Genomic DNA, 20,605 nt, shown 5'->3' with positions numbered 1-20,605 from the left:
TTTTTTCTGCCCGACTCTAGCACAGAACCGCTCTGCCACAGAATGATCAGGGCTAAATTTGAGGTGTAATTATTTAAAAATCCGAGTATCCTTGTCTGCCATCCGAAAGGGGTAAAGTTAAGAGGAAATGGTATGTCAGCGCTGAGCGAATCCGCCAAGCTAGTAAAAGACGCGCTTGAGAGCCGAGGGTTAGAAACGCCTATGCGGACTAACTCTTTTAGTCGTGAAGAAAAGAAAGAACAGATTCAGTATCACATGCGTGAAATCCTGGGTCTGCTTGAGCTTGATTTAACCGACGACAGCCTGGAAGAGACGCCGCATCGCATTGCCAAAATGTATGTCGATGAGATCTTCTCTGGCCTGGACTACCAGAATTTTCCCAAGATTACCGTCATCGAAAACAAGATGAATGTCAGCGAAATGGTGCGCGTAAAAGACATTACCGTCACCAGTACCTGTGAACATCACCTGGTGACCATAGATGGTACCGCGGCGGTGGCTTATATCCCACGTGGTAAGATCATTGGTCTGTCTAAGATTAACCGTATCGTCCGCTTTTTCGCTCAGCGTCCACAGGTACAGGAGCGTATGACGCAGCAGATCCTGGTGGCACTGCAGACCCTGCTGGAATCAGATGACGTGGCAGTGACCATAGATGCGACCCATTACTGCGTTAAGGCGCGTGGCGTTATGGATGCGACCAGCGTCACCACCACGACTGCCCTGGGTGGCATATTTAAATCGAATTCTGCAACCCGACACGAGTTCCTGCACGGAATCCGCTAAGGTAAATCGCTGAATTTCAACTAATTCAAAACCGCTTCACTTTTGAAGCGGTTTTACTTTTTCCGCCAGGCATTTCGTTCTGGCAAATCCTTGCAAGGATAAGATAGTGACAACCTCATTTAAGACACTAGGCCTTAGGCCAGAGTTGCTGGAAACGCTCGATAGCTTAAGCTACACCGAGATGACACCCATTCAACAGCAAGCTTTACCCGCAGTATTACAGGGCAAAGATGTGATTGGCCAGGGCAAGACCGGCTCGGGTAAGACCGCCACCTTCACCCTTGGTCTGTTAAGCAATTTAAACGTCAAGCGCTTTCGCGTGCAGACATTAGTGCTGTGCCCGACCCGAGAACTGGCCGATCAAGTCGCCAAAGAGATTCGTACTCTGGCGCGCGGTATCCACAATATCAAAGTGCTGACTTTATGCGGTGGTATGCCAATGGGACCGCAAATCGGCTCTCTGGAGCATGGCGCTCATATTCTGGTGGGCACACCGGGACGGATTCTCGACCATATGTCTAAAGGGCGTATTAGTCTTGCTGAGCTCAACACGCTGGTGCTGGACGAAGCCGACCGAATGCTTGAGATGGGCTTTGAAGAGGCGATAGATACCATTATTGAAGCAGCGCCCGAACAGCGCCAAACCTTGCTGTTCAGCGCGACATTCCCGCACAACATCGCGTCGCTGGCGCAAAAAGTGATGCGTGATCCGCAAATGATCAAAGTTGAGTCAACTCACCAGACCACGACAATTAAGCAGCACTTCTACAAGCTGGAGTCAACCCAGACGCGTGATGAAGCATTAGAAACTCTGCTGCTGACTCACAAACCGGAATCTTCAGTGGTGTTCTGTAACACCAAGAAAGAGGTGCAGAATGTCACCGATGAACTGAAATATCGTGGTTTCAGTGTGGTTGAGTTACATGGGGATATGGAGCAGCGTGAGCGTGAACAGGCGTTAACCATGTTTGCTAACAAGAGCATCTCTATTTTGGTCGCAACGGATGTCGCTGCTCGCGGCTTAGACGTGGATAACCTGGATGCCGTGTTTAACTTTGAACTCTCCCGCGATCCCGAAGTGCATGTCCACCGTATTGGACGGACGGGCCGGGCGGGCTCTAAAGGAATGGCGTTCAGCTTTTACACTGAAAAGGAAGCGTACCGCATTGCGCGAATCGATGAGTATATGGATATTGCCATTGCTCCGTCTGATTTGCCGGAAAAACCGGTTGAGCGTCCGTTTTACCCGAAAATGCAGACTATCCAAATCCTCGGTGGCAAAAAGCAGAAGGTGCGCGCCGGCGATATTTTAGGTGCACTGACCAAACAGGCGGGCCTGGATGGTAAAAAGATAGGCAAGATTAATATTTTACCTATGGTCTCTTATGTCGCGCTTGAACATGAGGTGGTTAAGCCGGCGCTTAAACAGTTACAAACCGGCAAGATGAAAGGGCGCAATTTCAAAGCGCGGGTGATGAAATAGATTGCCGGCCAACTAGCAAAGAAAAGCCAACTCATCGAGTTGGCTTTTTTATCAACCGCCGAACAAGTACAGGTAGTCACCATAGCCTTGTTTGGCCATTTCCGCTTTCGGGATAAAGCGCATTGCGGCCGAGTTCATGCAGTAGCGCAGGCCGGTCGGGGCTGGGCCATCTTTAAACACATGCCCAAGGTGGGAATCGGCAAACCGGCTGCGTACTTCGGTTCTTTCGTAGAGCAACTTGTAATCGGTGTGGGTGACTATGTAGCCTGGGTTAATCGGCTTGGTAAAGCTTGGCCAACCGGTACCAGATTTGTACTTGTCAGTCGATGAGAACAGCGGCTCACCGGAGACGATATCCACGTAGATCCCTTCCGCTTTATTGTCCCAGTATGGGTTATCAAACGCCCGCTCGGTGCCTTCCTCCTGTGTAACGTGGTACTGCAGTTTAGTCAGGCGTGATTTTATCTCAGCCTGAGAAGGCTTTGCGTAGGGTTTAAGCGTCAGCAGCTGTTTATGCTCATTGATCAACTGACGCAGGGTTTTCGGCTGGTCTTCTCTGTCATCACCGAATATCTCATCCAGATACTGATCACGGCCGGAGCCGTAGCGGTAGTATTTGTAGCGGATCGGATTACGTTTGTAGTAATCCTGGTGATAATCCTCGGCAGGCCAGAATTTGGTGAATTTGATCAATTCGGTTTTCAGTGGCTTTTTGAAGATGCCCAATTGGTCGATCTCGGCCATAAAGCGTTCTGCAATCTGCTTTTGCTGCGCATTGTGATAAAAAATCGCCGGACGATATTGTGAGCCTCTGTCGACAAATGAACCCTGGTCATCGGTTGGGTCGATGTGGCGGAAAAACTGGTCAAGTACCTGCTCAAAGGTGACCTTGGCAGGGTCAAAGGTGACATTGACCGTTTCTATGTGTCCGGTTTTACCCGACGATACCTCTCGGTAGGTGGGGTTATCGACGTTACCGCCTGCGTATCCGGAAATCACATCGACCACTCCGGGAAGCTTTTCCAGATCGGACTCAGTACACCAGAAACAGCCCCCGGCCAGAGTTGCTAGTTCGGTTTTACCGCTGGCAGCAGGTTGGTTTTCCTGCTGCGCATTCACCCAGAACGAAGTCAGGGTAGTCAGCAGCGCTGTCAGTGTCAGGGTTGCTATCGCATTCCTTAGCATATTGGCCTCACATGATGAAAGTCAGATTAACTGTCTCTATTAGAACGGCTTAAGCTGGAAAAAATTGCATGCCTGAAACAATTTATGGTTGTTTGAGAGAAAAAGATCAATAAGGCGAGCCAATTGGCTCGCCTTGATTCAGTGGGAAATCGGGTTGAAAGTCAGTGGGATTTTCTTAGCTAAGACCGAGGATATTACCTTCATCATCCAGATCCAGGTTCATGAAAGCAGGTTTATCGGGCAAGCCCGGCATGGTCATGACGTTGCCACACAGAGCGTAAATAAAGCCGGCACCGGCACAGAGCTTAAGTTCACGCACCGGTACATCAAAGTGGCGAGGCGCCCCTTTTACCGAACCGTCGGTAGAGATCGACAATGGCGTTTTGGCCAGACATACCGCCAGTTTGCCGTAACCCTGCTGTTGGTATTGCGCCAACTGCTGTTTGGCTTTCTCGCTCAGGGTAATGCTGGCAGCACCGTAACCAATTTCCGCTACCGCCATCAGTTTCTCTTCAATCGACTGGCCTAACTGGTACAGAGGCTTAAAGTTGACCGGTTTTTCACACTGGGCAACCACCTTTTCAGCCAGCGCCATAGTTCCTTCACCGCCTTTTCCAAAAGCTTCACTGATTGCGACTTCGACATTATTCGGTAGCGCTTCTACCATCTGCTTCAGCTGCTGCAGTTCTGCATCGCTGTCTTGCGGGAACTTGTTGATCGCAACAACCGCAGGGATGCCGTATTTGTTAACATTGTCGATATGCCATTTAAGGTTTTCAAACCCGGCGGATAACGCTTGTTCATCGGTGTCAAACAGCGAATCCGGTATGGCCTGGCCCGGTTTCAGGTCATACAAGCCCGAGTTGGCCTTCAGACCACGCAGGGTCGCGACAATAACGGCGCAATCTGGCGCCTTTCCGGACGCCTGAGCCTTAATGTTACAGGCCTTTTCAAAGCCCATATCTGAGCCAAAGCCGCCTTCTGTAATGGTGTAATCACACAGTTTGGTCGCAATACGGTCAGCAATAATTGACGAGTTGCCGTGGGCGATATTGGCAAACGGGCCGGCGTGAATCAGAGTCGGAACGCCTTCCAGGGTTTGCATCAAGGTCGGCTCAATGGCCGCTTTCATGGTCACTGCCATCGCACCGGCAACCTGCAGATCTTCTGCCGTAACGGGCTGGCCGTCCAGATCGTATGCCACCACCAGTCTACCGATGCGGGTGCGTAAATCCTTTAAGTCACTGGCCAGCGCCAGTACCGCCATCAGCTCTGACGCGGCTGAGATATCAAAGCCGTCTTCACGCTGGAAGCCATTAATGGTTTTGCCTTCTTCATTGTTGCCGACCGTAACCATACGCAGAGCGCGATCATTGTGGTCGATAACCCGTTTCCAGACGATACGCGCAGGATCGATTTTCAGCGCCTTAAGACCGCTACGCTGTTCAAAATGGTCATAACCATTGCGCTGTTCGTGGTAGAGGCGGGCATCAACTGCTGCAGACGCCAGGTTGTGTGCCGCTGTTACCGCATGAATATCACCGGTCAGATGCAGGTTTAGCTCTTCCATCGGCGCAACCTGAGAATAGCCGCCACCGGCCGCGCCACCTTTGACGCCAAACACCGGCCCCATTGACGGCTGACGAATACAGGCCATCACAGACTGGTTTATCTTAGCCATACCCTGGGCCAGGCCAATGGTAGTAACCGTCTTACCTTCGCCTAGAGGAGTGGGTGTTATCGCAGTAACGACAACTAATTTGCCTGTCTGGTTATCGGCTAGTCGTTTCAGGCTGTTCAGAGCGACTTTGGCCTTGTGATGACCGTGACTCTGAACTTCGTCCGGAAGCAAACCTGCCGCTTCGGCAACGGATTGTATTGATTTGAGTGATGTGGAACGACAGATAGCTATATCGGACAGCATAATAACCTCTTAAATTGGATTATTGCAGTGGAGAAATCGTTTGCGTGGCCATGATAGCGCCTATTAATTCTTTGTAAAGCCCTATAGATAGAATGGTTGATAGCTGTAGTGTTTTTTATAACCAATTGTGTTTGTCACTGTGAGGCGGGTTAAATTTGCGCACAAATTGTTCATGCTCGGTGGTAAGAAAGGGGATACTTAGTTGCCTTTAAGGGAGTAATTCTAAGCTACTGTTATATATAGAGGTTGGTGGATTGGTTGTTGCTAAGCAGAAAAAACAAAGCCCCGTTGAACGGGGCTTTTCAACTCAGTCACTATCGGAATGCTAACGTACTGGTATTTTTGATCAGTACCATTCATCGTCCTGAAATAGCTTTCCCTCCGTGGCGTACGGATCGACGTCGTACTCATGGTCTCTGCGATTTTGCAGTACTTCTAGCTGGTGCTCCAGCATGTTGACGGTATCGTAGTCGCCTTCAGAGTAGGCCACGTAAATTTGTTGTTCAATGGCTCGAATGCTATCTGAAATATTCATAACCCACCTCCTCATGTTCAATGAACACTTGGTTGTACGGTTTTTTATTGTTCTCACCACTAGTGTAGTCAACAATTGCAAAATGCAAATATTGAATCTGACCACAATCAGTTGTTCTTATTTAACCGGTTGCATTAGCGAACTAGCCCAATTATTGGCTAGATTCCACTGCTCTCTTCGCTAGTTACGCGAGTAACTTTTAATCGATCACCGAATCCCAGTGCTCCTGGCAGTGACCCGTTAAATTTACTTGCTTACTGATTAACGTAGCAGACAACCAGCGGCATGCCTAATCGATTACATTCGGCTATCCAGCGCCACTGATTGTCCTGCAGCTTATCTCCGGGGCCTTTAACCTCTATCCACCGGCACTGACCATCTTTAAACGCGATCAAATCCGGCATGCCGTTTCGGTACAGTTTCAGGTCGCTCAGCAGCACTCGGAACAGCTGGCAGAGCCGGGAGACGGGCAGGCAGGCTTCGGCCTGGTCAATCAACTCAGCGGTAATGAGCGGCCAGGCGACGAAGCTATTGCTGATGCCGCTTTTCTGCTGATAGCGCTGTTTGATGATTTGGTATCCTGACTGGCCGAGCGATTCAAACACCTGGTCGATAAGTTCACGGCGTTTGTCGGCAAAGTCGTTGTGGTAGAGATCCTTAGGGGCGGTTTGGTACGGGTTGATAAATGCCCCCTCTACCGGCGCAAACAGCACTGGCCAGAACGCAAGCCCGAATAAGCCGTTAAGAAAAGCATTTTCAACGAAATGCACCGACCAGCCCTGCGCCTGATAATATTCCCGCACGGCAACTTCCACTCTTGACTGACTCAAATCGAGTGACAGCGTCACAGTGTCATGGCTGGGCTTTTTACTGCGCGGTACTTTCTGACCGGCCTTACGTTGCACGCGAACCAGCAGCTTTTCCGCTACTTCATACTCGCTGCGGTCTTTCGGGGCGGTGAGCATATCCTGCACTAAGCTTTCAAATTGGTCGTTTTGATCAAGCTTATCCAGAATCCGGGCCCGACGTTCGCGGCTTGGCGGCAGCAGAGTCTGGCTGAACCAGTCTAGTGCGGCGCTGTATTCTCCGACGCGTTCGAGATCCCTGGCCAGGTGATTGATCAGGTGCTGCCTTTTGCGCTCAACGTAGTCGTGTTCGGTTGGTGAAGGCACTTGGTTGAGAAGTGCAAACAGCTGCACTGGGTCTTTGCGATCCAGCAGCCATGCCTGTTCGGATAACTGACTGATTTGCAGTAATCGGTCCACATCGTCACGCGAGGGGAAAAACCGCCGCTGACGACTCAACAGATAGGGCTCAAATTGATGTAGCCCGAGCTCATCAAGGACGAACTGGGTTAAGTCCTGGCGCGTGTTGGCAAAAAACAGCAACAGCAGCAGGTTAAGAATCTCGCTGCTGCGCAGTTCAATGACGGTGAAATTCAGCGCGTGATAGTGGTCGAACACCTGGTCAGTCAGTTGCTCGACCATGGCGGATTTTGCCAACGAGCGGGGTAGCTCCGGGCATAAACCGAGCAGTTCAGTTTTAGTCAGAAGTTGCTGGGCAAGAGTGGTAAAACTGGCGGAGGGATTTAACTGTACAAATCCATGCCGGTGTAAGTTCTGCAATACCAGCTCCGGCGGGCCAATTTCACTGTAGCTAAGCTTGTCACTGCGAAACCAGCAGCCTTTGCGGGCCAGCATTCGTACCAGCAGACATTGTGAAGGGTGATCCAGTTGCGCGAACCGCTCCAGCCACTGATGCTCGGAATCAGTGAGCAGATCGGAATACCACTGGTGAGCATGTTGTACCAGAGTGACAAAATTATTCAGGTAGTAATCTGGGGCAAGTGTCGGGCTGGGCTGCATCGGCTTTACGTACTAAAAAGGCTTAACCATAGGTTAAGCCTTGATAAAGAATTTGCAATCGAAACCGCCGGTTATGCAGCTTGGGCTAACTCTGCTTGCGTTGCGTGCTGTTTTAGCGGTCTGGTCACTAGCGCCAGCGTAATGCAGACGGCCATCATGCCGGCCGAAATCAGGTAGGCCAGGCTGTAGTCACCAGATTGAGTCATAGAGTAGCCCACCAGTGCGGTGCCGATGGCGCCGCCGATACCCCATGAGGTGTACAGTACGCCATAGTTGGTACCGTAGTTTTTCAGACCGTAGTATTCGGCAGTAATGGATGGGAATACCGCCAGCAAGGTACCGTAGCCGACAGCCGCCAGGGCAGTACCGATTATCAGGGTAAATTCGCCCTGATAGCTGCTGAACATCAGCATGTTGCCACCCTGAATGATAAACGCCAGCAGCAGGGTTTTAACGCCACCAATTTTGTCTGAAAGAATACCCGCCGCGATACGACCACCAGAGTTGAACACTGCCAGGATAGAGGCCAGGTAAACTGCATTTGGCAGGCTAGCCTGTACACTGGCAATGGTAGTGATGTTGGCAATGATCATCAGGCCGGTTGATGCGGCAAAAGCGTACATGATCCAAAGGGCGTAAAATTGTGGTGTGCTGAGCATCTGTTTCCAGCTCAATTCAAGGCTGGAAGCGGGTTTATTGCTCACAGCAGCAGAACCCGCAGGTGCGGCAGGCGTGTACCCCTGAGGCGGGTTATTGATGGTGCAGGCCAGCGGCACGGCAATCGCTAGTACGCCGGCACCCAGAATCATAAAACTGGTACTGATACCAACTGAGCCAATCAGCATTGAAGTCAGCGGGGCCAGATAAATAGCGGCGAGACCAAATCCCGCAGCGATCAGACCATTGACCATACCTTTTTTGGATGGGTGGAACCATTTCATTGCCGAAGGTGCCAGACAAGCGTAACCAAAACCTATACCGGCACCAGTGACTACCCCGAAGGTAACGTTAAGCATGAATACAGATTCGGCCATACCAGAGGCGATCATACCCAGTCCGGTTAACACTGTGCCTAGGATTAGAATCTTACGTGGGCCCATGCGATCTTGCAGAATCCCCGCAACCAGAAGACAGATAGAAAAGGTGATGGTTGCGGTCGCGTAAGGGGAAGACGCATCAGCGGCGCTCCAGCCAAGATTACTCACCAGTGCTTTATTGAAAACGCTCCATGCGTAAAGAATACCCAGACAGAGGTTGATACCAAAACCTGCCGCCAGAATACGCGTTGCTTTATCGAATTTGTTCATCTTGATTCCGTGTTGATGTTGGGGGAGTCAACAAACACAACATAAGTTTGCATCTATCAACAAATGTCGCAATGGGCGCGAATTATAGCCAAATTGAGGGCTAATGGAATCACTTTTAGAGGGTTAAATATTAAAAATATCAGTTGTTAACTAATTGTATGTATAGGGTTTTAAATTGGTGAATTGGCCATGTGTGGAAAACCAGGCTTGTGATTGTTGAATGCTGTTAAAACGGCCGGATAAGAAATGAATGTTGTCCAATGGTTTAGCGAGTCAACCTGATAGAGTTTATCGAAAACAGACAGGATCTTTGACACAAAAAATCGAAAAACAGAGCACATTGAGTAACATATAATTAACAGTAGAGTATTAATTCGATATAGTAGCGAGCGAAACACAGACAAGGAGTAGTTTGGATGAGACTCACGATATCAGGGAAGTTGCAGTTAAGTTTTCTGTCGCTTGCAGTACTTTTTATCGTTTCTGCACTGTTCACATATCAAAGTGTCAATACGGTTAAAAATCATACGGAATCACTATTGATCACCGATTTACCGACGGTCGATACCAGCCGTTCGGTTCAGCAGTCGTTACAGGCCAGTCTTTCGACCGTACGTGCCTATATGTTGCTGGGGGCGGATGAATCCGTCGGTAACCAGCAGCGTAACCAGCTGTTAGATATCATTGGCGCTACCGATGAGAATCTTCCCAAGCTAGAAACGTTGTTGCCCGAGAGTGATTATCAGGCTGTAGTGGCGGAATGGCAGTCTGTCGTGGAACAGCTAAATAAAATAGCGGAGCTGAGCCACTCGGAAGAGAACCTGCCGGCGCATTCGTTATTTATCAACGAAGCTGCGCCAATCGCGGAAGTGGCGCTCGATCAGTTGCAAGGTCTTATCAATGACGAGTCTGGCAATCGTGAAGGTGGCGAACGTAAGCGGCTGTTCCGACTGTATGCCGACAGCTACAACTCGCTGGCAAATGCCTTATCTTCAATGCGTGATTTCCTGCTCTATGGAAAAGCAGAGCATCTGGATAAATACCGTCAGTTTATGAAAGCCCACGGTAAGCATGTCACAGAGATCGAATCTAAGTTGTCCTTAATGAGCGACAGCGACAAAGGCCTGTGGGAACTGTTCAATGAGATGCAGCAGCTTTATCTGCCGTTAGCCGAGCAAGTCATTGAACTGCGCCAGTCTGGTGGCTGGAATCTTGCCAACCAGCTAATGGCTAATGAACTGGTTCCGGCGGTTAACGCGCTGGATGCCCGTCTGGAAACGCTGGTGATGGCCCAGCAACAGCGGGCTAACACCAGTGGCGAAGGCATATTTACATCGGTCAGCCAGGTTATATTGCTGCTGGTGGTCTCGGTGGCGACTATCGTGACTGTCGCCGTGTTGATCTCCAGATACATGGGGCGCAGCATCGGCAAGCGGGTGAAAATTATTTCCAGCCGGGCAGAGCAGATTTCCTCCGGGGACGTGTCTGAGCCAGACTTACCGGTGGAGGGCAGCGATGAACTGGCCAGCTTGATCCGTTCCATCAACAGAATGAATCACTCGTTAGCAGGGATCGTCAGTGGGGTTACCAATAAGGCCGAGGCGGTTTCACAGAGTATGGAACAGCTGCTGGAAGCCAACCGGCAGACTCAGTCACAACTGGATGCGCAGAAGAGCAGTATCGATTTGATGGACGATCAGGTCCGCGATGTCAGCCAGCATGCTGATCAGACCGCGCGGCAGGCAGAGGAATCTCTGGCCGCGTTGCATGAGTCCAAGTTACTGGTCGACAGCGGCGCTGAGTCTCTGCAGCACAACAGTACGACCATAGATACCTTGCACACCACAGTGGCTCAGGCGTTTGAACATGTATCGCAGCTCAGCCGGGAAAGTGAAGCGATTGGCAAAGTCACCGAAGTTATCGAAGGGCTGGCAGAGCAAACCAACCTGCTGGCCTTAAACGCGGCCATTGAAGCCGCCAGGGCTGGCGAACAGGGACGCGGCTTTGCCGTTGTGGCGGACGAAGTTCGGATGTTGGCCAGCCGTACTACGGATTCCACCACGGAAATCAACCAGATCGTGCACGCGATTCAGACCGCGACGGTCACAGTCGTGAAAGAGATAGAAAAAAGTAAGGAACTGGCCAGTGAGGGGGCGGAGCATACCGAACAAGCGTACCGCTCATTAAACACCACCGCTGAGCAGGTCGAGCGGTTGGAAGGGCAAATGCGCTCTCTGTCGGAAGCCGCCGAGCAACAGTCTAATGCCACTCAGGCCATTAACCAGCTAATGCAGCAGGTTACTGCATCGGTGGATGGCGTACTCAGCATCAGTGATACCTCTAACGAAGTGTCGGAACAGGTCCGTCAGCAAGTCAGCGAACTGAACGGTGAAATGTCCCAGTTCAAGACTGCTTAGCTTGCTAAAAAACGGTCGCTTTTAGCTGGTTATGATGCCAGTTACAGGCCCTTTTCGGGCCTGTTTTTGCTCTCTGTTTTTCCAGCTTGGGCGGCGTGCCGGGCGAAGGTTTTCAGGGCGAAGTCGCCTGATTAAAAAACATGTTGCCGCATTTATTCGTTACTCTCCCCTGTGTTCTTTGAACAAACTCTCACCAATACATTCACTTAGCTTGCTATATTAGACTTATTATTCCAGAACAGTCGGAAGGCATTATGCGCCCATCTATTGCAGGCTTTAGTTTGCTTTGTGCTTTGATTTCTTTCTCTGCTTCGGCCAGTTCAGCTGCGGATATCAACGCCAGCGAAATTGTCGCCGCATCAGACAAAGCGATGCGCGGTGATTCAAGTTACAGCGAAGCGACCATGGAGATCATACGCCCGGATTGGACCCGCTCTATGAGCATGAAAAGCTGGACCAAAGGTACAGAGCTTTCGCTGGTGCTGGTGACGGCTCCCGCCAAAGATAAAGGCAGTGCGTCACTCAAGCGAGGGCGGGAAATGTGGAATTGGGTGCCGAGCATAGAACGGGTGATTAAAATCGCCCCCTCGATGTTAAGCCAGTCCTGGATGGGTTCAGATTTCACCAATGACGATTTGATTAACCAGTCTTCGATCGTAGTTGATTACCAGCACCAATTGATCCGTGAAGACAGCTTTGATGGAGAATCTGTCTGGGTGATCGACGCCATTGCAAAGCCAGACGCTCCAGTCGTGTGGAGCAAAGTGACGCTATGGATATCCAAACGGAATCATTTGCAACGACAAGTCGAGTTTTACGACGAGTTCGAAGACCGGATCAATGTTCTGCAAACCTTTGATATTAAGACACTCGGAGGAAGGGAGCTGCCGACCAGAATGGAAATGGCGCCGGTAGACAAACCGGGCAATAAAACCGTGTTTACCACCCATGGTGCCCAGTTTAATTTTGTCATAGACGACGATTTTTTCTCTGTTAACCAGATGAAATCGTTACGGGATTAGCAAGATGCTGATTCGGTTGGCATGGCGAAACTTATGGCGGCAGAAAAGGCGCACTTTGTTGACATCAATGGCGCTGGCGCTGGCACTGTTTTTATCGTTGTTAACACGCTGCTTTCAGGAAGGCAGTTACAGTGCCAATATCCAGCATGCCGCTCAGTTCTACACAGGTTTGATTCAACTGCAGCACCCGGATTTTTCCACCACCAACAGCATTGATGACTTGTTACCGCAAAGCGAAGCTTTTATTCGACCTGTTGATAGCGTCACCAGCGTTAACCGGGTACTGCCCCGGCTGGAATCGGTTGCTCTTGCGGCGGCTGGTGAGCGCTCAAAAGGGGTGATGGTGTTAGGGGTAGACCCACAGCGAGAAGACAGTTACTCCCGCATCAGCGCCAAGATTATTGCCGGTAGATTTATTCAGCCGAAAGGCAACGGAGTGTTACTGGGGGAGAGTCTGGCCAGCTACTTACAAATCCAGGTAGGGGATGAGCTGGTTTTGTACGGACAAGGCTATCACGGCCAGACTGCTGCAGGGTTGTATCCGGTAGTGGGTATCCTGCACTTCCCAATCCAGCAACTCGACAATCAACTGGTTTACATGTCGCTGACCGCGGCGCAGCAGCTCTATTCAGCACAGGGCTTAGTGACCAGTTGGGTACTGGATATCACCCAGCTCAAACTATTGGACCAGACTGTTGAACAGCTTAAGAGCCTGTATCAGCCGGAAGCGGTAGTGAAGGATTGGCAACAGCTCTCTCCCGAACTCGCTCAGCAAATTTTAATGGACAAGAGCAGCGGCATATTTCTGGTTTATGTGTTGTATGGCATCGTCGGTTTTGGCCTGTTTGCCACCATTTTGATGATGACGTTAGAGCGCCAGCGCGAATTCGCGGTGATGCTCGCCACCGGGATGTTGCGACGAAAACTGGCGCAGATGATTTTGCTGGAATCGGTTTTTATCGCCTGCTTGGGGGTGATTCTAGGGCTGCTGCTTAGTGCGCCGGTATTGGGATATTTTTACTTTAACCCGATAGAGCTTACAGGCGAGGCTGCGCAGATGATGCGCGATACGGGCTTTGAGCCTATCTTGCCTGTGTTGATTGAACCGCAGCTCATTTTCAATCAGATCATTACGGTTCTACTGATGATGCTGCTGTGCCTGGTCTACCCGTTATTTCGGGTGTCCAGGCTGGAGGTAGCCACCGCGCTAAAAGGAGGTGGCTATGCTCATTAAACTGGCCTGGCGTAATGTCTGGCGCAATAAGCTTCGAACTTCAATTATCCTTGGCGCTATGGTGTTCGGGCTCGCCGGTGTGACGGCCATGATGGGGTTTATGACCGGCCTGGTCGACAGTATGCTCAGTAATGCCATTCGCTGGCAAACCAGTCATATTCAGCTTCACAACCATCTCTATATCACTAACCCGGATATTTCAGAGCAGATTGACCGCGGAGAACAGCTGGCGGACAAGCTGCGTCAGTTGCCTGGCGTTGATGCGGTGTCAGCTCGCTTTGTGGTTGCTGGCATGGTGGCGTCGGCGCGCAGCAATCGTGGTGTGCACATTAATGGGGTCAACGTGAACGATGAAATCAAAGTCACCCCGCTCGATACCCGCATCAGCAGTGGCGAATGGCTGGATGGAGAAGGGCGTAATCCGGTCGTTGTGTCGAAAAAACTGGCGGAAAGGCTAACTCTCAAAGTTGGCTCTAAAGTGGTGCTGACTTTTACCGAGGCAGACGGTCAGGTTGTCGGGGCGGCCTATCGGGTCAAAGGGATATTTTCTACCCCCTCAACCCAATTTGATGAAGGCAATGTGTTCGTGCGTAAAGCCGATCTGCAAAAAACAGCCGCGATGACCGGAGTGCATGAAATCGCGCTGTTACTTAACAATGCGGATACAGCGCCGGCCGCGAAGCAGGCGATCACCGATCTGCTAAAAAGTGTGAAGCTTGGTGACACAGTAACAGTACGCGACTGGCAACAAATCCAGCCAATGCTGGCCAGTATGATGAGCACTATGGATGTCAGTAACCAAATCATCCTGGTGATTTTCGTTGTGGCGATGATGTTCGGTATCATCAATGTCATGCTGATGTCGGTTTTTGAGCGTACGCAGGAGCTGGGCGTGTTGATGGCAGTAGGCATGCAGAAGCACAAAGTGTTTGGCCTAATCATGCTGGAAACCATTTTGCTGGGGATGTCGGGAGCCTTGATTGGCTTGGCCGTAAGCGCGGCACTAATCGCGCTGTTACACCATTACGGCATTCCATTAGACAGCATGTCGGATGGCTTGGGTGCCTACGGTGTCGACACCATACTCTACCCGAGAGTGTCATTCAGGGAATATCAATTGACCCTGGTAACGATTTTCGTCGCCAGCGTAATAGCGGCAATCTATCCGGCGCGTCAAATCATTAAAAAGCGGCCGGTGGATGCCATGGCGGAGAAAAACTAATGACGATTAAATTAACCCGCTTAAGCAAGACTTATAATCCGGACAGTGAGTATCCGGTACGTGCAGTTCAGGATGTAGACCTGGTCATAGAACAAGGGGAATTTGTCGCGGTAATGGGGCCGTCTGGGTCTGGCAAAACCACTCTGCTCAATCTTATCGGCGGTATCGACAAACCCAGCGCGGGTTCGGTATATATCGACGACTGCGATATCTGCACCTTGTCCGAAAAGGAGCTGATAGCCTTTCGCCGAGACCATATCGGATTTATCTTTCAGGACTACAGTTTACTGCCGGTATTGACCGCACTGGAAAACGTTGAATTTGTCATGCAGTTGCAGGGCCACCGCGAGAAAGAGTGTAAGCGCCGCGCACTGGAATTGCTGCAACAAGTCGGGCTGAGCCAGCAGAAAGATAAAACTCCCAGCAAGATGTCAGGTGGCCAGCAGCAGCGCGTAGCCGTTGCCCGGGCGCTGGCACCGAACCCCCGTTTTGTTATGGCCGATGAGCCGACCGCGAACCTGGACGCGAAAAGTACCGCGGAGTTGCTGGACCTAATGCAGCGCTTGAACGAGCAGGAGGGCACCACTTTTATCTTCTCTACCCATGACCCGAGAGTGATTAAACGCGCGAGGCGAGTGATAGTGTTTGAAGATGGCAAAGTGAAACAAGATACCGATGCGGCAGGCGCGATATCCGCGCTGGAGGCGATTGGCGATGACTAAGCCGCACAGGGGAGCATTGTGTATTCTGGGCTTAACGCTGATATCAGGTTATTGCAGCGCTCAGGTTCCTGGCCTGGAGCCGGAGAAGGACTGGCAGCTGGGCGGCTATGTGAAATACATGCTCACCTATACGTTACCGGATCATCAAAGCAACACCCTGGATCACCTTATTCACCAGCGTTTTAACTTTGAATACCGCTTTAAGCCAGGCTGGTCATTTAATGCCGGGATGAGAAACCGGCTGTTGGCCGGAGACAGTGTCGATATTCCTTATTACAAACAGCTGGCTAGCCATGATACCGGCTACTGGGACTTGAACCGCAATCTGATTGAAGAAGACTCCTGGTTTGTTAACAGCCAGTTTGACCGCCTGTTTGTCGACTGGAAAAACAGTGACTGGAACGCCAGGCTTGGGCGTTTCCGTATCAACTGGTCAATGAATACCATCTGGAACCCGAATGATCTGTTAAATGCTTATTCCATTTATGATTTTGACTATGAGGAACGGGCTGGCAGTGATGCACTGCTAATTGGTAGAAATTTGGGGATCGCCGATGGCTTTGAACTGGTGTTCAGCCCGAAACGCGACCAGCAGTTGAACGACTATTTGGCGCGTTATTATGGTAACTATTCGGGTTGGGATTACCAGTTGATCGGAGGAAAAAATGCGCTCGACAACGTAATTGGGGCAGGATTTGCTACCGATTGGTATGGTGCCGGAATCCGGGGCGAATACAGCTGGTACCAGGCGAGGCGAGACTATTACCAGGGTAGAAGGCTTTCCAACAACCAGGTATTCAGCCTGGAGAGCGATTACAGTTTTGCCAGCGACCGGAACTGGTTGCTAAGGGCGGCGTATCTGTATATTGAACATCCGCTGGCAGTGTTCAGCGCGCAAAGTTACCTGAGCCTGCCTTTAAACTCTAAAAGCCTCAGCTTTAGCCGTCATACCGGCTATGTCGAGGTAGGGTTTGACCTGACCCCGTTAAATAGAACTGCACTTTCAAGTGTTATTTATGACGATGGTTCGTATTTTGTTGGATTATCCAACAGCTACTCGCTTGCCAATGACTGGCAACTGCTCGCTGTTCTGCAACGCTTTGATGGCGCAGGGGGCAGTTTGTTTGGCGATACACCGGCGACCCTGCTGTTTGCCAACATCAGGTGGAGTTTCTGAGAAGCCCAGTGAGTCTGGTTTATCGGGCCTAGCGCAAATGTTGAGCTTGGCTGATCTTAAACTGTACAAATTGACGATAAAGCAACCGGTTGATCCGGTTTAGGCAAAAAAACGCTTTTCTTTTCAATCAGAACTGGCATAGTAAACCCGTACTCCAGCCGACGCGTGCATCGTATAATGGCTATTACCTCAGCCTTCCAAGCTGATGATGCGGGTTCGATTCCCGCTGCACGCTCCAAGTCTCCAAGTCTCAAACTTCTTCGTTTTACCCAGTTGTCTATTAACTTAACGTTAAAAAAGCACCGTCGTACTTTAGACCCTGTAAAAAGGCCAATGTAAATTCTTTCTCACCGACCTTTTTTATTAGCAGCTGAACGTTAGCGCAGTAATTCGTGGATCCAGCGCTCCGCTATATGATGCTATTGGTCATGAGTTCCGTGCTTATTCCGTAAAGCAAAGCCATGCGGCGCATCAGGGTAGATATGGGCTTCTACGCGTTGACCGGTCGCCTGAGCCGTTTTTATCATGTTTAAAGCATGATCTATCGGAACTACTTGATCATGCAAAGCGTAAGCTAAAAAGATAGGAACTTGTGGAATACCATGGGGTTCTGCTTCTATGCCTATTGGCCAACTATCATAAAATGCTTGTTTTTCTGCTGGTGGGTAATCAGGTTTACCTTCGGGAGCTTTGTATTTTCTATGATTGGCATTAATGGGAGCATAAGCGATTAAAGCGCCTATTGCTGGTAACGGCTCTTTCTGGCACGCCATTACACCTGCAGTATGACCTCCCGAAGATAATCCCACATGGATAAGTGGCAACGCTGAGCGCTGTTTAAGGAAATTCAGGCAAGTAATACCATCGTCAACAACTGTATCGTGGCAACGAATCTTACCCTGATTGTCGGTAGTGCCAGGTAGGCGGTGAGTCACCACATACGCATCAATTCCCAAACTCGCTAACCATAAGGCAACTTCTATCCCTTCTTTATCATGGACAAGTTGTAAATAGCCCCCGCCAACATAAACTAATGCCTGAGCTCTGGGTGGGTGTTGCGCTTTGAAATAATGTAACTCTAATCTTGATATTTCACTGTAGTAACGCTCAGGCCACTTTCCTTGCAGTATATTTGCTTCTCCGTCTGATTGGACAAAAGTATCATCTGGCAAAACAGGAATTTTAGGTGGGTACTTCATCTGCATTCCTTAAAAATTTTAGCGTCAATCTGGCTTTGAGCCCAAGTATCGAATAAGTTGGTCCAGGCTTGTGCCGGCAGGCCCTCTGTGCCGCGTATACCAAATCCATGACCGCCTCGCTCGAATAAATGGAGCTCAGTAGGGATGTGATGCCTTTTTAACGCCTGCCAAAAGACAACACTATTTTCTGCGTTTACTGAAGGATCGTCACAAGCATGCACGAGGAAACAGGGCTGCAAAGTCAGGACGGGCGCTCAGTGAATCTAGGTTTTCTTTCGCTGTGTATGCAGCGTGATCATAACGCGTAGCCAGACTGGCCGCGACATGCCCTCCGGCGGAAAATCCTATCACTCCAATATGGTTTAATCGCCACTCTTCTGCCCGTGAACGAATACAGCGTAAGGCGCGCTGAGCATCGGCGAGTGACACCAGAATACTATTACAGGAGCGTAAGTTTGATGATAGCGTTATATCCAACGATTAAGGCTTCGCGGTACTTTCCTTACCTGAAAGGAGCGTACTAGAACTTCATATTCTGGTTGTTTCTAATCAGGCTGGGGATTCAGAAATGCCCTGTCTCTTGAATAAGACTTGTGATCAAGAGACGGGCTTCTTGGCTGGATATATACCGCTACCAAATGCTTCAACCTGTTAATTCAGGCGCCTGGTCACTTCGACAATACCAAATTATCCAGGCTAATCTCATATTCCCGGTTGGCCTTGTTATACACCACACCATAACTGGTCGGATAATAGGCTGGCAGAGAATATTTAAGCGGAACGGCGATAGTTGTGTGCACGTCCGGTTTTGTTTCTAGATAGGCTTTGCTGATCATAGGCTCAACGAAAATCATTTGACCGTCATAAAAGCCGTAAATGAAGGTTTTGGTGAACGAGTGTTTCGTGAACTCGTCTGCTTGCGGATTAACCGCATGGGCTCCCATGTTAGGGACCTCGGTTCCTGGCGGGAGAACGTAACCGGTTGGCATGTACTGTTCAGGTGGTGCTTTATGGGCGCGGGCAAGATCGTCGCCCACCGCTGTTATCTTTATCCGATCACCGGACTCAATCATATAGAAATGGAAATCGAAGTGTGGGGTGTCATAGACGCCAACCGGAATATGCCCATGTGGATTCCAGCCAATTACGACCTGACGGTACCCAGTGGAGGAAAATTCAGGGGGTAGCGGAAGATTGTATTCGTATTCATGCTCTGTTGCGGGCATCGGCAGCCCGGACAATGCTGATTCGGACAGTTTAATCCCGATCTTTGTCGGTGTGCCATTGCTGTCGATAGTTATAAACGAGTACGCTTCTCCCTGGCCAACAGGGGTGCGTGACCCTTCATACGTGCCGGACTTCATCGCTTCTGTTTCCGTCGCACATCCGACAAGAAGCATGGCAGCCGCCATGCTGGATAAACTGATTAACAATTTTGACTTGGATCTTTTGTCACCCGGCATGATAAGTCTCCTAGACGCCAGTATGTTTTGTTGTAGGAATTAGCTCCATAGACAAAACAGCACACGGAATCAGGACAGGTCTAATGCGTTTGTCGTGTCGGTCCCATTATCGTGCACAGATTCTTTAAAATGTCGTAACCTGTTCTTCAGAGGTTGTTAATCCAGCCTCGCAGACTGATCACAATTCGCGGAAAAATTATAATTCAAATTTCCTTTGAACAAGTGTAGGTCTTTTTATGCTGAAAACCATTTATGCAAACGCTTGAGGTTTACCTGAGAGAAAACATAATGAATGGGCTAAAGTGTTCAAGCAGCAGATAGAAAACGCTAAATCATGGGCTTTGTTGGGTAATTCGAAGGGGCTATATCGGGAACTGACGATCTGACTCGAGATACTCATAAATCGTAGTAACCTCGTTACAAAACAACCAACTGGAAAAAGTGTAACAAAGCCCTTATCAATTGGGGGGCTCTTACTTTCTGGACAGATGCAAAAGTGTTTCCCAATTTACTCAAGCCGACACGCCGAAAATCATTGAGATACCTGGAGACAAGGGACTGCTACGATGCCATACAGGTTAAGTGGGCAGTTCCGCTCATATCGCCAAGTGAGGGATCTGCTTTCTGGGGAAAATGAGCACCCTCGCAATTTGGCGGTATCCCAAGGTTTGCAAATATATTCATCATTTTTGTTGTCTATTGCCCATTTTCAGATAATGGTTGCTTATGGTTTTATATCCCATTAATCAATTGGCCCAGTTTTGAGCTAATATGAAATCTTAAAGCAAAGCGACTCTTGTAATGGTGATAGCAAGAGAAGTAATCCGTAGTTCACCAAATATGAAGATTCAGAATATGAGTACAGGAATAGTTAAGTGGTTCAATGGAGACAAAGGATTTGGCTTCATTACACCAGACGATGGTAGTAAAGATTTATTCGTTCATCACTCGGAAATTAAAATGAGTGGTTATAAGTCGCTGAGCGATGGTCAGAAAGTAGAATTTGAAATAGGACAAGGGCAAAAAGGTCCGTGTGCGACTAATGTGAAGCCTATATAAATACA

At 49.7% G+C, this 20,605-nt stretch carries 18 protein-coding genes, 1 tRNA gene and 1 pseudogene; 11 read left to right on the top strand and 9 right to left on the bottom strand.

The features are described from left to right. Positions 1–132 precede the first annotated feature (132 nt). Positions 133–786 (top strand): GTP cyclohydrolase I FolE, encoded by a 654-nt coding sequence (gene folE / locus ACQY6F_RS12695; RefSeq protein WP_428774853.1) that lies wholly within the window; start codon positions 133–135, stop codon positions 784–786. 106 nt (positions 787–892) lie between these two features. Further along, the gene (dbpA, locus tag ACQY6F_RS12690) at positions 893–2,269 is read left to right on the top strand and encodes an ATP-dependent RNA helicase DbpA (RefSeq protein WP_428774851.1); all 1,377 of its coding nucleotides are present in this window, start codon (positions 893–895) and stop codon (positions 2,267–2,269) included. A gap of 51 nt (positions 2,270–2,320) precedes the next feature. On the opposite strand, the gene msrB is transcribed toward dbpA, so the two are convergent. The 5 genes from msrB to ACQY6F_RS12665 all read right to left on the bottom strand — a co-directional run bounded on the left by msrB (position 2,321) and on the right by ACQY6F_RS12665 (position 9,085). Continuing rightward, positions 2,321–3,454, bottom strand: coding sequence for a peptide-methionine (R)-S-oxide reductase MsrB (msrB, locus tag ACQY6F_RS12685; RefSeq protein ID WP_428774849.1), 1,134 nt, complete (start codon positions 3,452–3,454; stop codon positions 2,321–2,323). Between the two features lie 175 nt (positions 3,455–3,629). Next, positions 3,630–5,378: a formate--tetrahydrofolate ligase gene (locus ACQY6F_RS12680; RefSeq protein ID WP_428774848.1), complete on the bottom strand. Its 1,749-nt coding sequence runs from the start codon at positions 5,376–5,378 to the stop codon at positions 3,630–3,632. 346 nt (positions 5,379–5,724) lie between these two features. Beyond that, positions 5,725–5,913, bottom strand: a complete 189-nt coding sequence (locus ACQY6F_RS12675; RefSeq protein ID WP_428774846.1) for a hypothetical protein — start codon at positions 5,911–5,913, stop codon at positions 5,725–5,727. Between the two features lie 254 nt (positions 5,914–6,167). Then, entirely contained in the window at positions 6,168–7,778 is a 1,611-nt protein-coding gene (locus tag ACQY6F_RS12670; RefSeq protein ID WP_428774845.1) for a VRR-NUC domain-containing protein, read from the bottom strand. 71 nt (positions 7,779–7,849) lie between these two features. After that, complete coding sequence (locus ACQY6F_RS12665; protein ID WP_428774844.1) at positions 7,850–9,085, bottom strand: L-lactate MFS transporter; 1,236 nt, start codon at positions 9,083–9,085, stop codon at positions 7,850–7,852. Positions 9,086–9,501: 416 nt separating this feature from the next. On the opposite strand from ACQY6F_RS12665, the gene ACQY6F_RS12660 reads away from it, so the two are divergent. The 7 genes from ACQY6F_RS12660 (at position 9,502) to ACQY6F_RS12630 (ending at position 17,117) form a co-directional block, all read left to right on the top strand. Beyond that, positions 9,502–11,502 (top strand): HAMP domain-containing methyl-accepting chemotaxis protein, encoded by a 2,001-nt coding sequence (locus tag ACQY6F_RS12660; protein ID WP_428774843.1) that lies wholly within the window; start codon positions 9,502–9,504, stop codon positions 11,500–11,502. Between the two features lie 254 nt (positions 11,503–11,756). Beyond that, the gene (locus ACQY6F_RS12655; RefSeq protein WP_428774842.1) at positions 11,757–12,524 is read left to right on the top strand and encodes an outer membrane lipoprotein-sorting protein; all 768 of its coding nucleotides are present in this window, start codon (positions 11,757–11,759) and stop codon (positions 12,522–12,524) included. 4 nt (positions 12,525–12,528) lie between these two features. Then, on the top strand, positions 12,529–13,758 hold the full coding sequence (locus ACQY6F_RS12650; protein ID WP_428774840.1) for an ABC transporter permease: 1,230 nt from the start codon (positions 12,529–12,531) through the stop codon (positions 13,756–13,758). After that, complete coding sequence (locus tag ACQY6F_RS12645; RefSeq protein WP_428774839.1) at positions 13,748–14,980, top strand: ABC transporter permease; 1,233 nt, start codon at positions 13,748–13,750, stop codon at positions 14,978–14,980. Before ACQY6F_RS12650 ends, ACQY6F_RS12645 begins: the two co-directional genes overlap by 11 nt. After that, a complete protein-coding gene (locus ACQY6F_RS12640) occupies positions 14,980–15,702 on the top strand; it encodes an ABC transporter ATP-binding protein (RefSeq protein ID WP_428774837.1) in 723 nt (240 codons plus the stop codon). Before ACQY6F_RS12645 ends, ACQY6F_RS12640 begins: the two co-directional genes overlap by 1 nt. Then, on the top strand, positions 15,695–16,879 hold the full coding sequence (locus ACQY6F_RS12635) for a hypothetical protein (protein ID WP_428774835.1): 1,185 nt from the start codon (positions 15,695–15,697) through the stop codon (positions 16,877–16,879). Before ACQY6F_RS12640 ends, ACQY6F_RS12635 begins: the two co-directional genes overlap by 8 nt. Before the next feature lie 163 nt (positions 16,880–17,042). Then, a tRNA-Gly gene (locus ACQY6F_RS12630) sits at positions 17,043–17,117 on the top strand. 181 nt (positions 17,118–17,298) lie between these two features. Here ACQY6F_RS12630 and ACQY6F_RS12625 read toward each other — a convergent pair. The 4 genes from ACQY6F_RS12625 to ACQY6F_RS12610 all read right to left on the bottom strand — a co-directional run bounded on the left by ACQY6F_RS12625 (position 17,299) and on the right by ACQY6F_RS12610 (position 19,541). Next, positions 17,299–18,078, bottom strand: a complete 780-nt coding sequence (locus tag ACQY6F_RS12625; protein ID WP_428774834.1) for an alpha/beta hydrolase family protein — start codon at positions 18,076–18,078, stop codon at positions 17,299–17,301. Next, positions 18,075–18,299 carry a hypothetical protein gene (locus tag ACQY6F_RS12620; protein ID WP_428774832.1) on the bottom strand — a complete coding sequence of 75 codons (225 nt, stop codon included), beginning with the start codon at positions 18,297–18,299 and terminating at the stop codon, positions 18,075–18,077. The genes ACQY6F_RS12625 and ACQY6F_RS12620 overlap by 4 nt, the downstream gene beginning before the upstream one ends. Then, positions 18,286–18,507, bottom strand: a complete 222-nt coding sequence (locus ACQY6F_RS12615) for an alpha/beta hydrolase (RefSeq protein ID WP_428774830.1) — start codon at positions 18,505–18,507, stop codon at positions 18,286–18,288. The genes ACQY6F_RS12620 and ACQY6F_RS12615 overlap by 14 nt, the downstream gene beginning before the upstream one ends. A 239-nt stretch (positions 18,508–18,746) precedes the next feature. After that, complete coding sequence (locus ACQY6F_RS12610; protein ID WP_428774828.1) at positions 18,747–19,541, bottom strand: DUF5602 domain-containing protein; 795 nt, start codon at positions 19,539–19,541, stop codon at positions 18,747–18,749. Between the two features lie 457 nt (positions 19,542–19,998). Here ACQY6F_RS12610 and ACQY6F_RS12605 point away from each other — a divergent pair. Next, a pseudogene (locus ACQY6F_RS12605) lies at positions 19,999–20,200 on the top strand (IS5/IS1182 family transposase); the annotation flags it as partial. 187 nt (positions 20,201–20,387) lie between these two features. Next, a complete protein-coding gene (locus ACQY6F_RS12600; protein WP_428774862.1) occupies positions 20,388–20,600 on the top strand; it encodes a cold-shock protein in 213 nt (70 codons plus the stop codon). The last annotated feature ends 5 nt before the right edge of the window (positions 20,601–20,605 follow it).

The sequence above is a fragment of the Vibrio sp. genome (assembly GCF_050299255.1).
Lineage (GTDB): Bacteria > Pseudomonadota > Gammaproteobacteria > Enterobacterales > Vibrionaceae > Vibrio.
The sequence above is the reverse complement of the archived record's forward strand: the minus strand, read 5'-3'. Positions and strand labels throughout refer to the sequence as shown.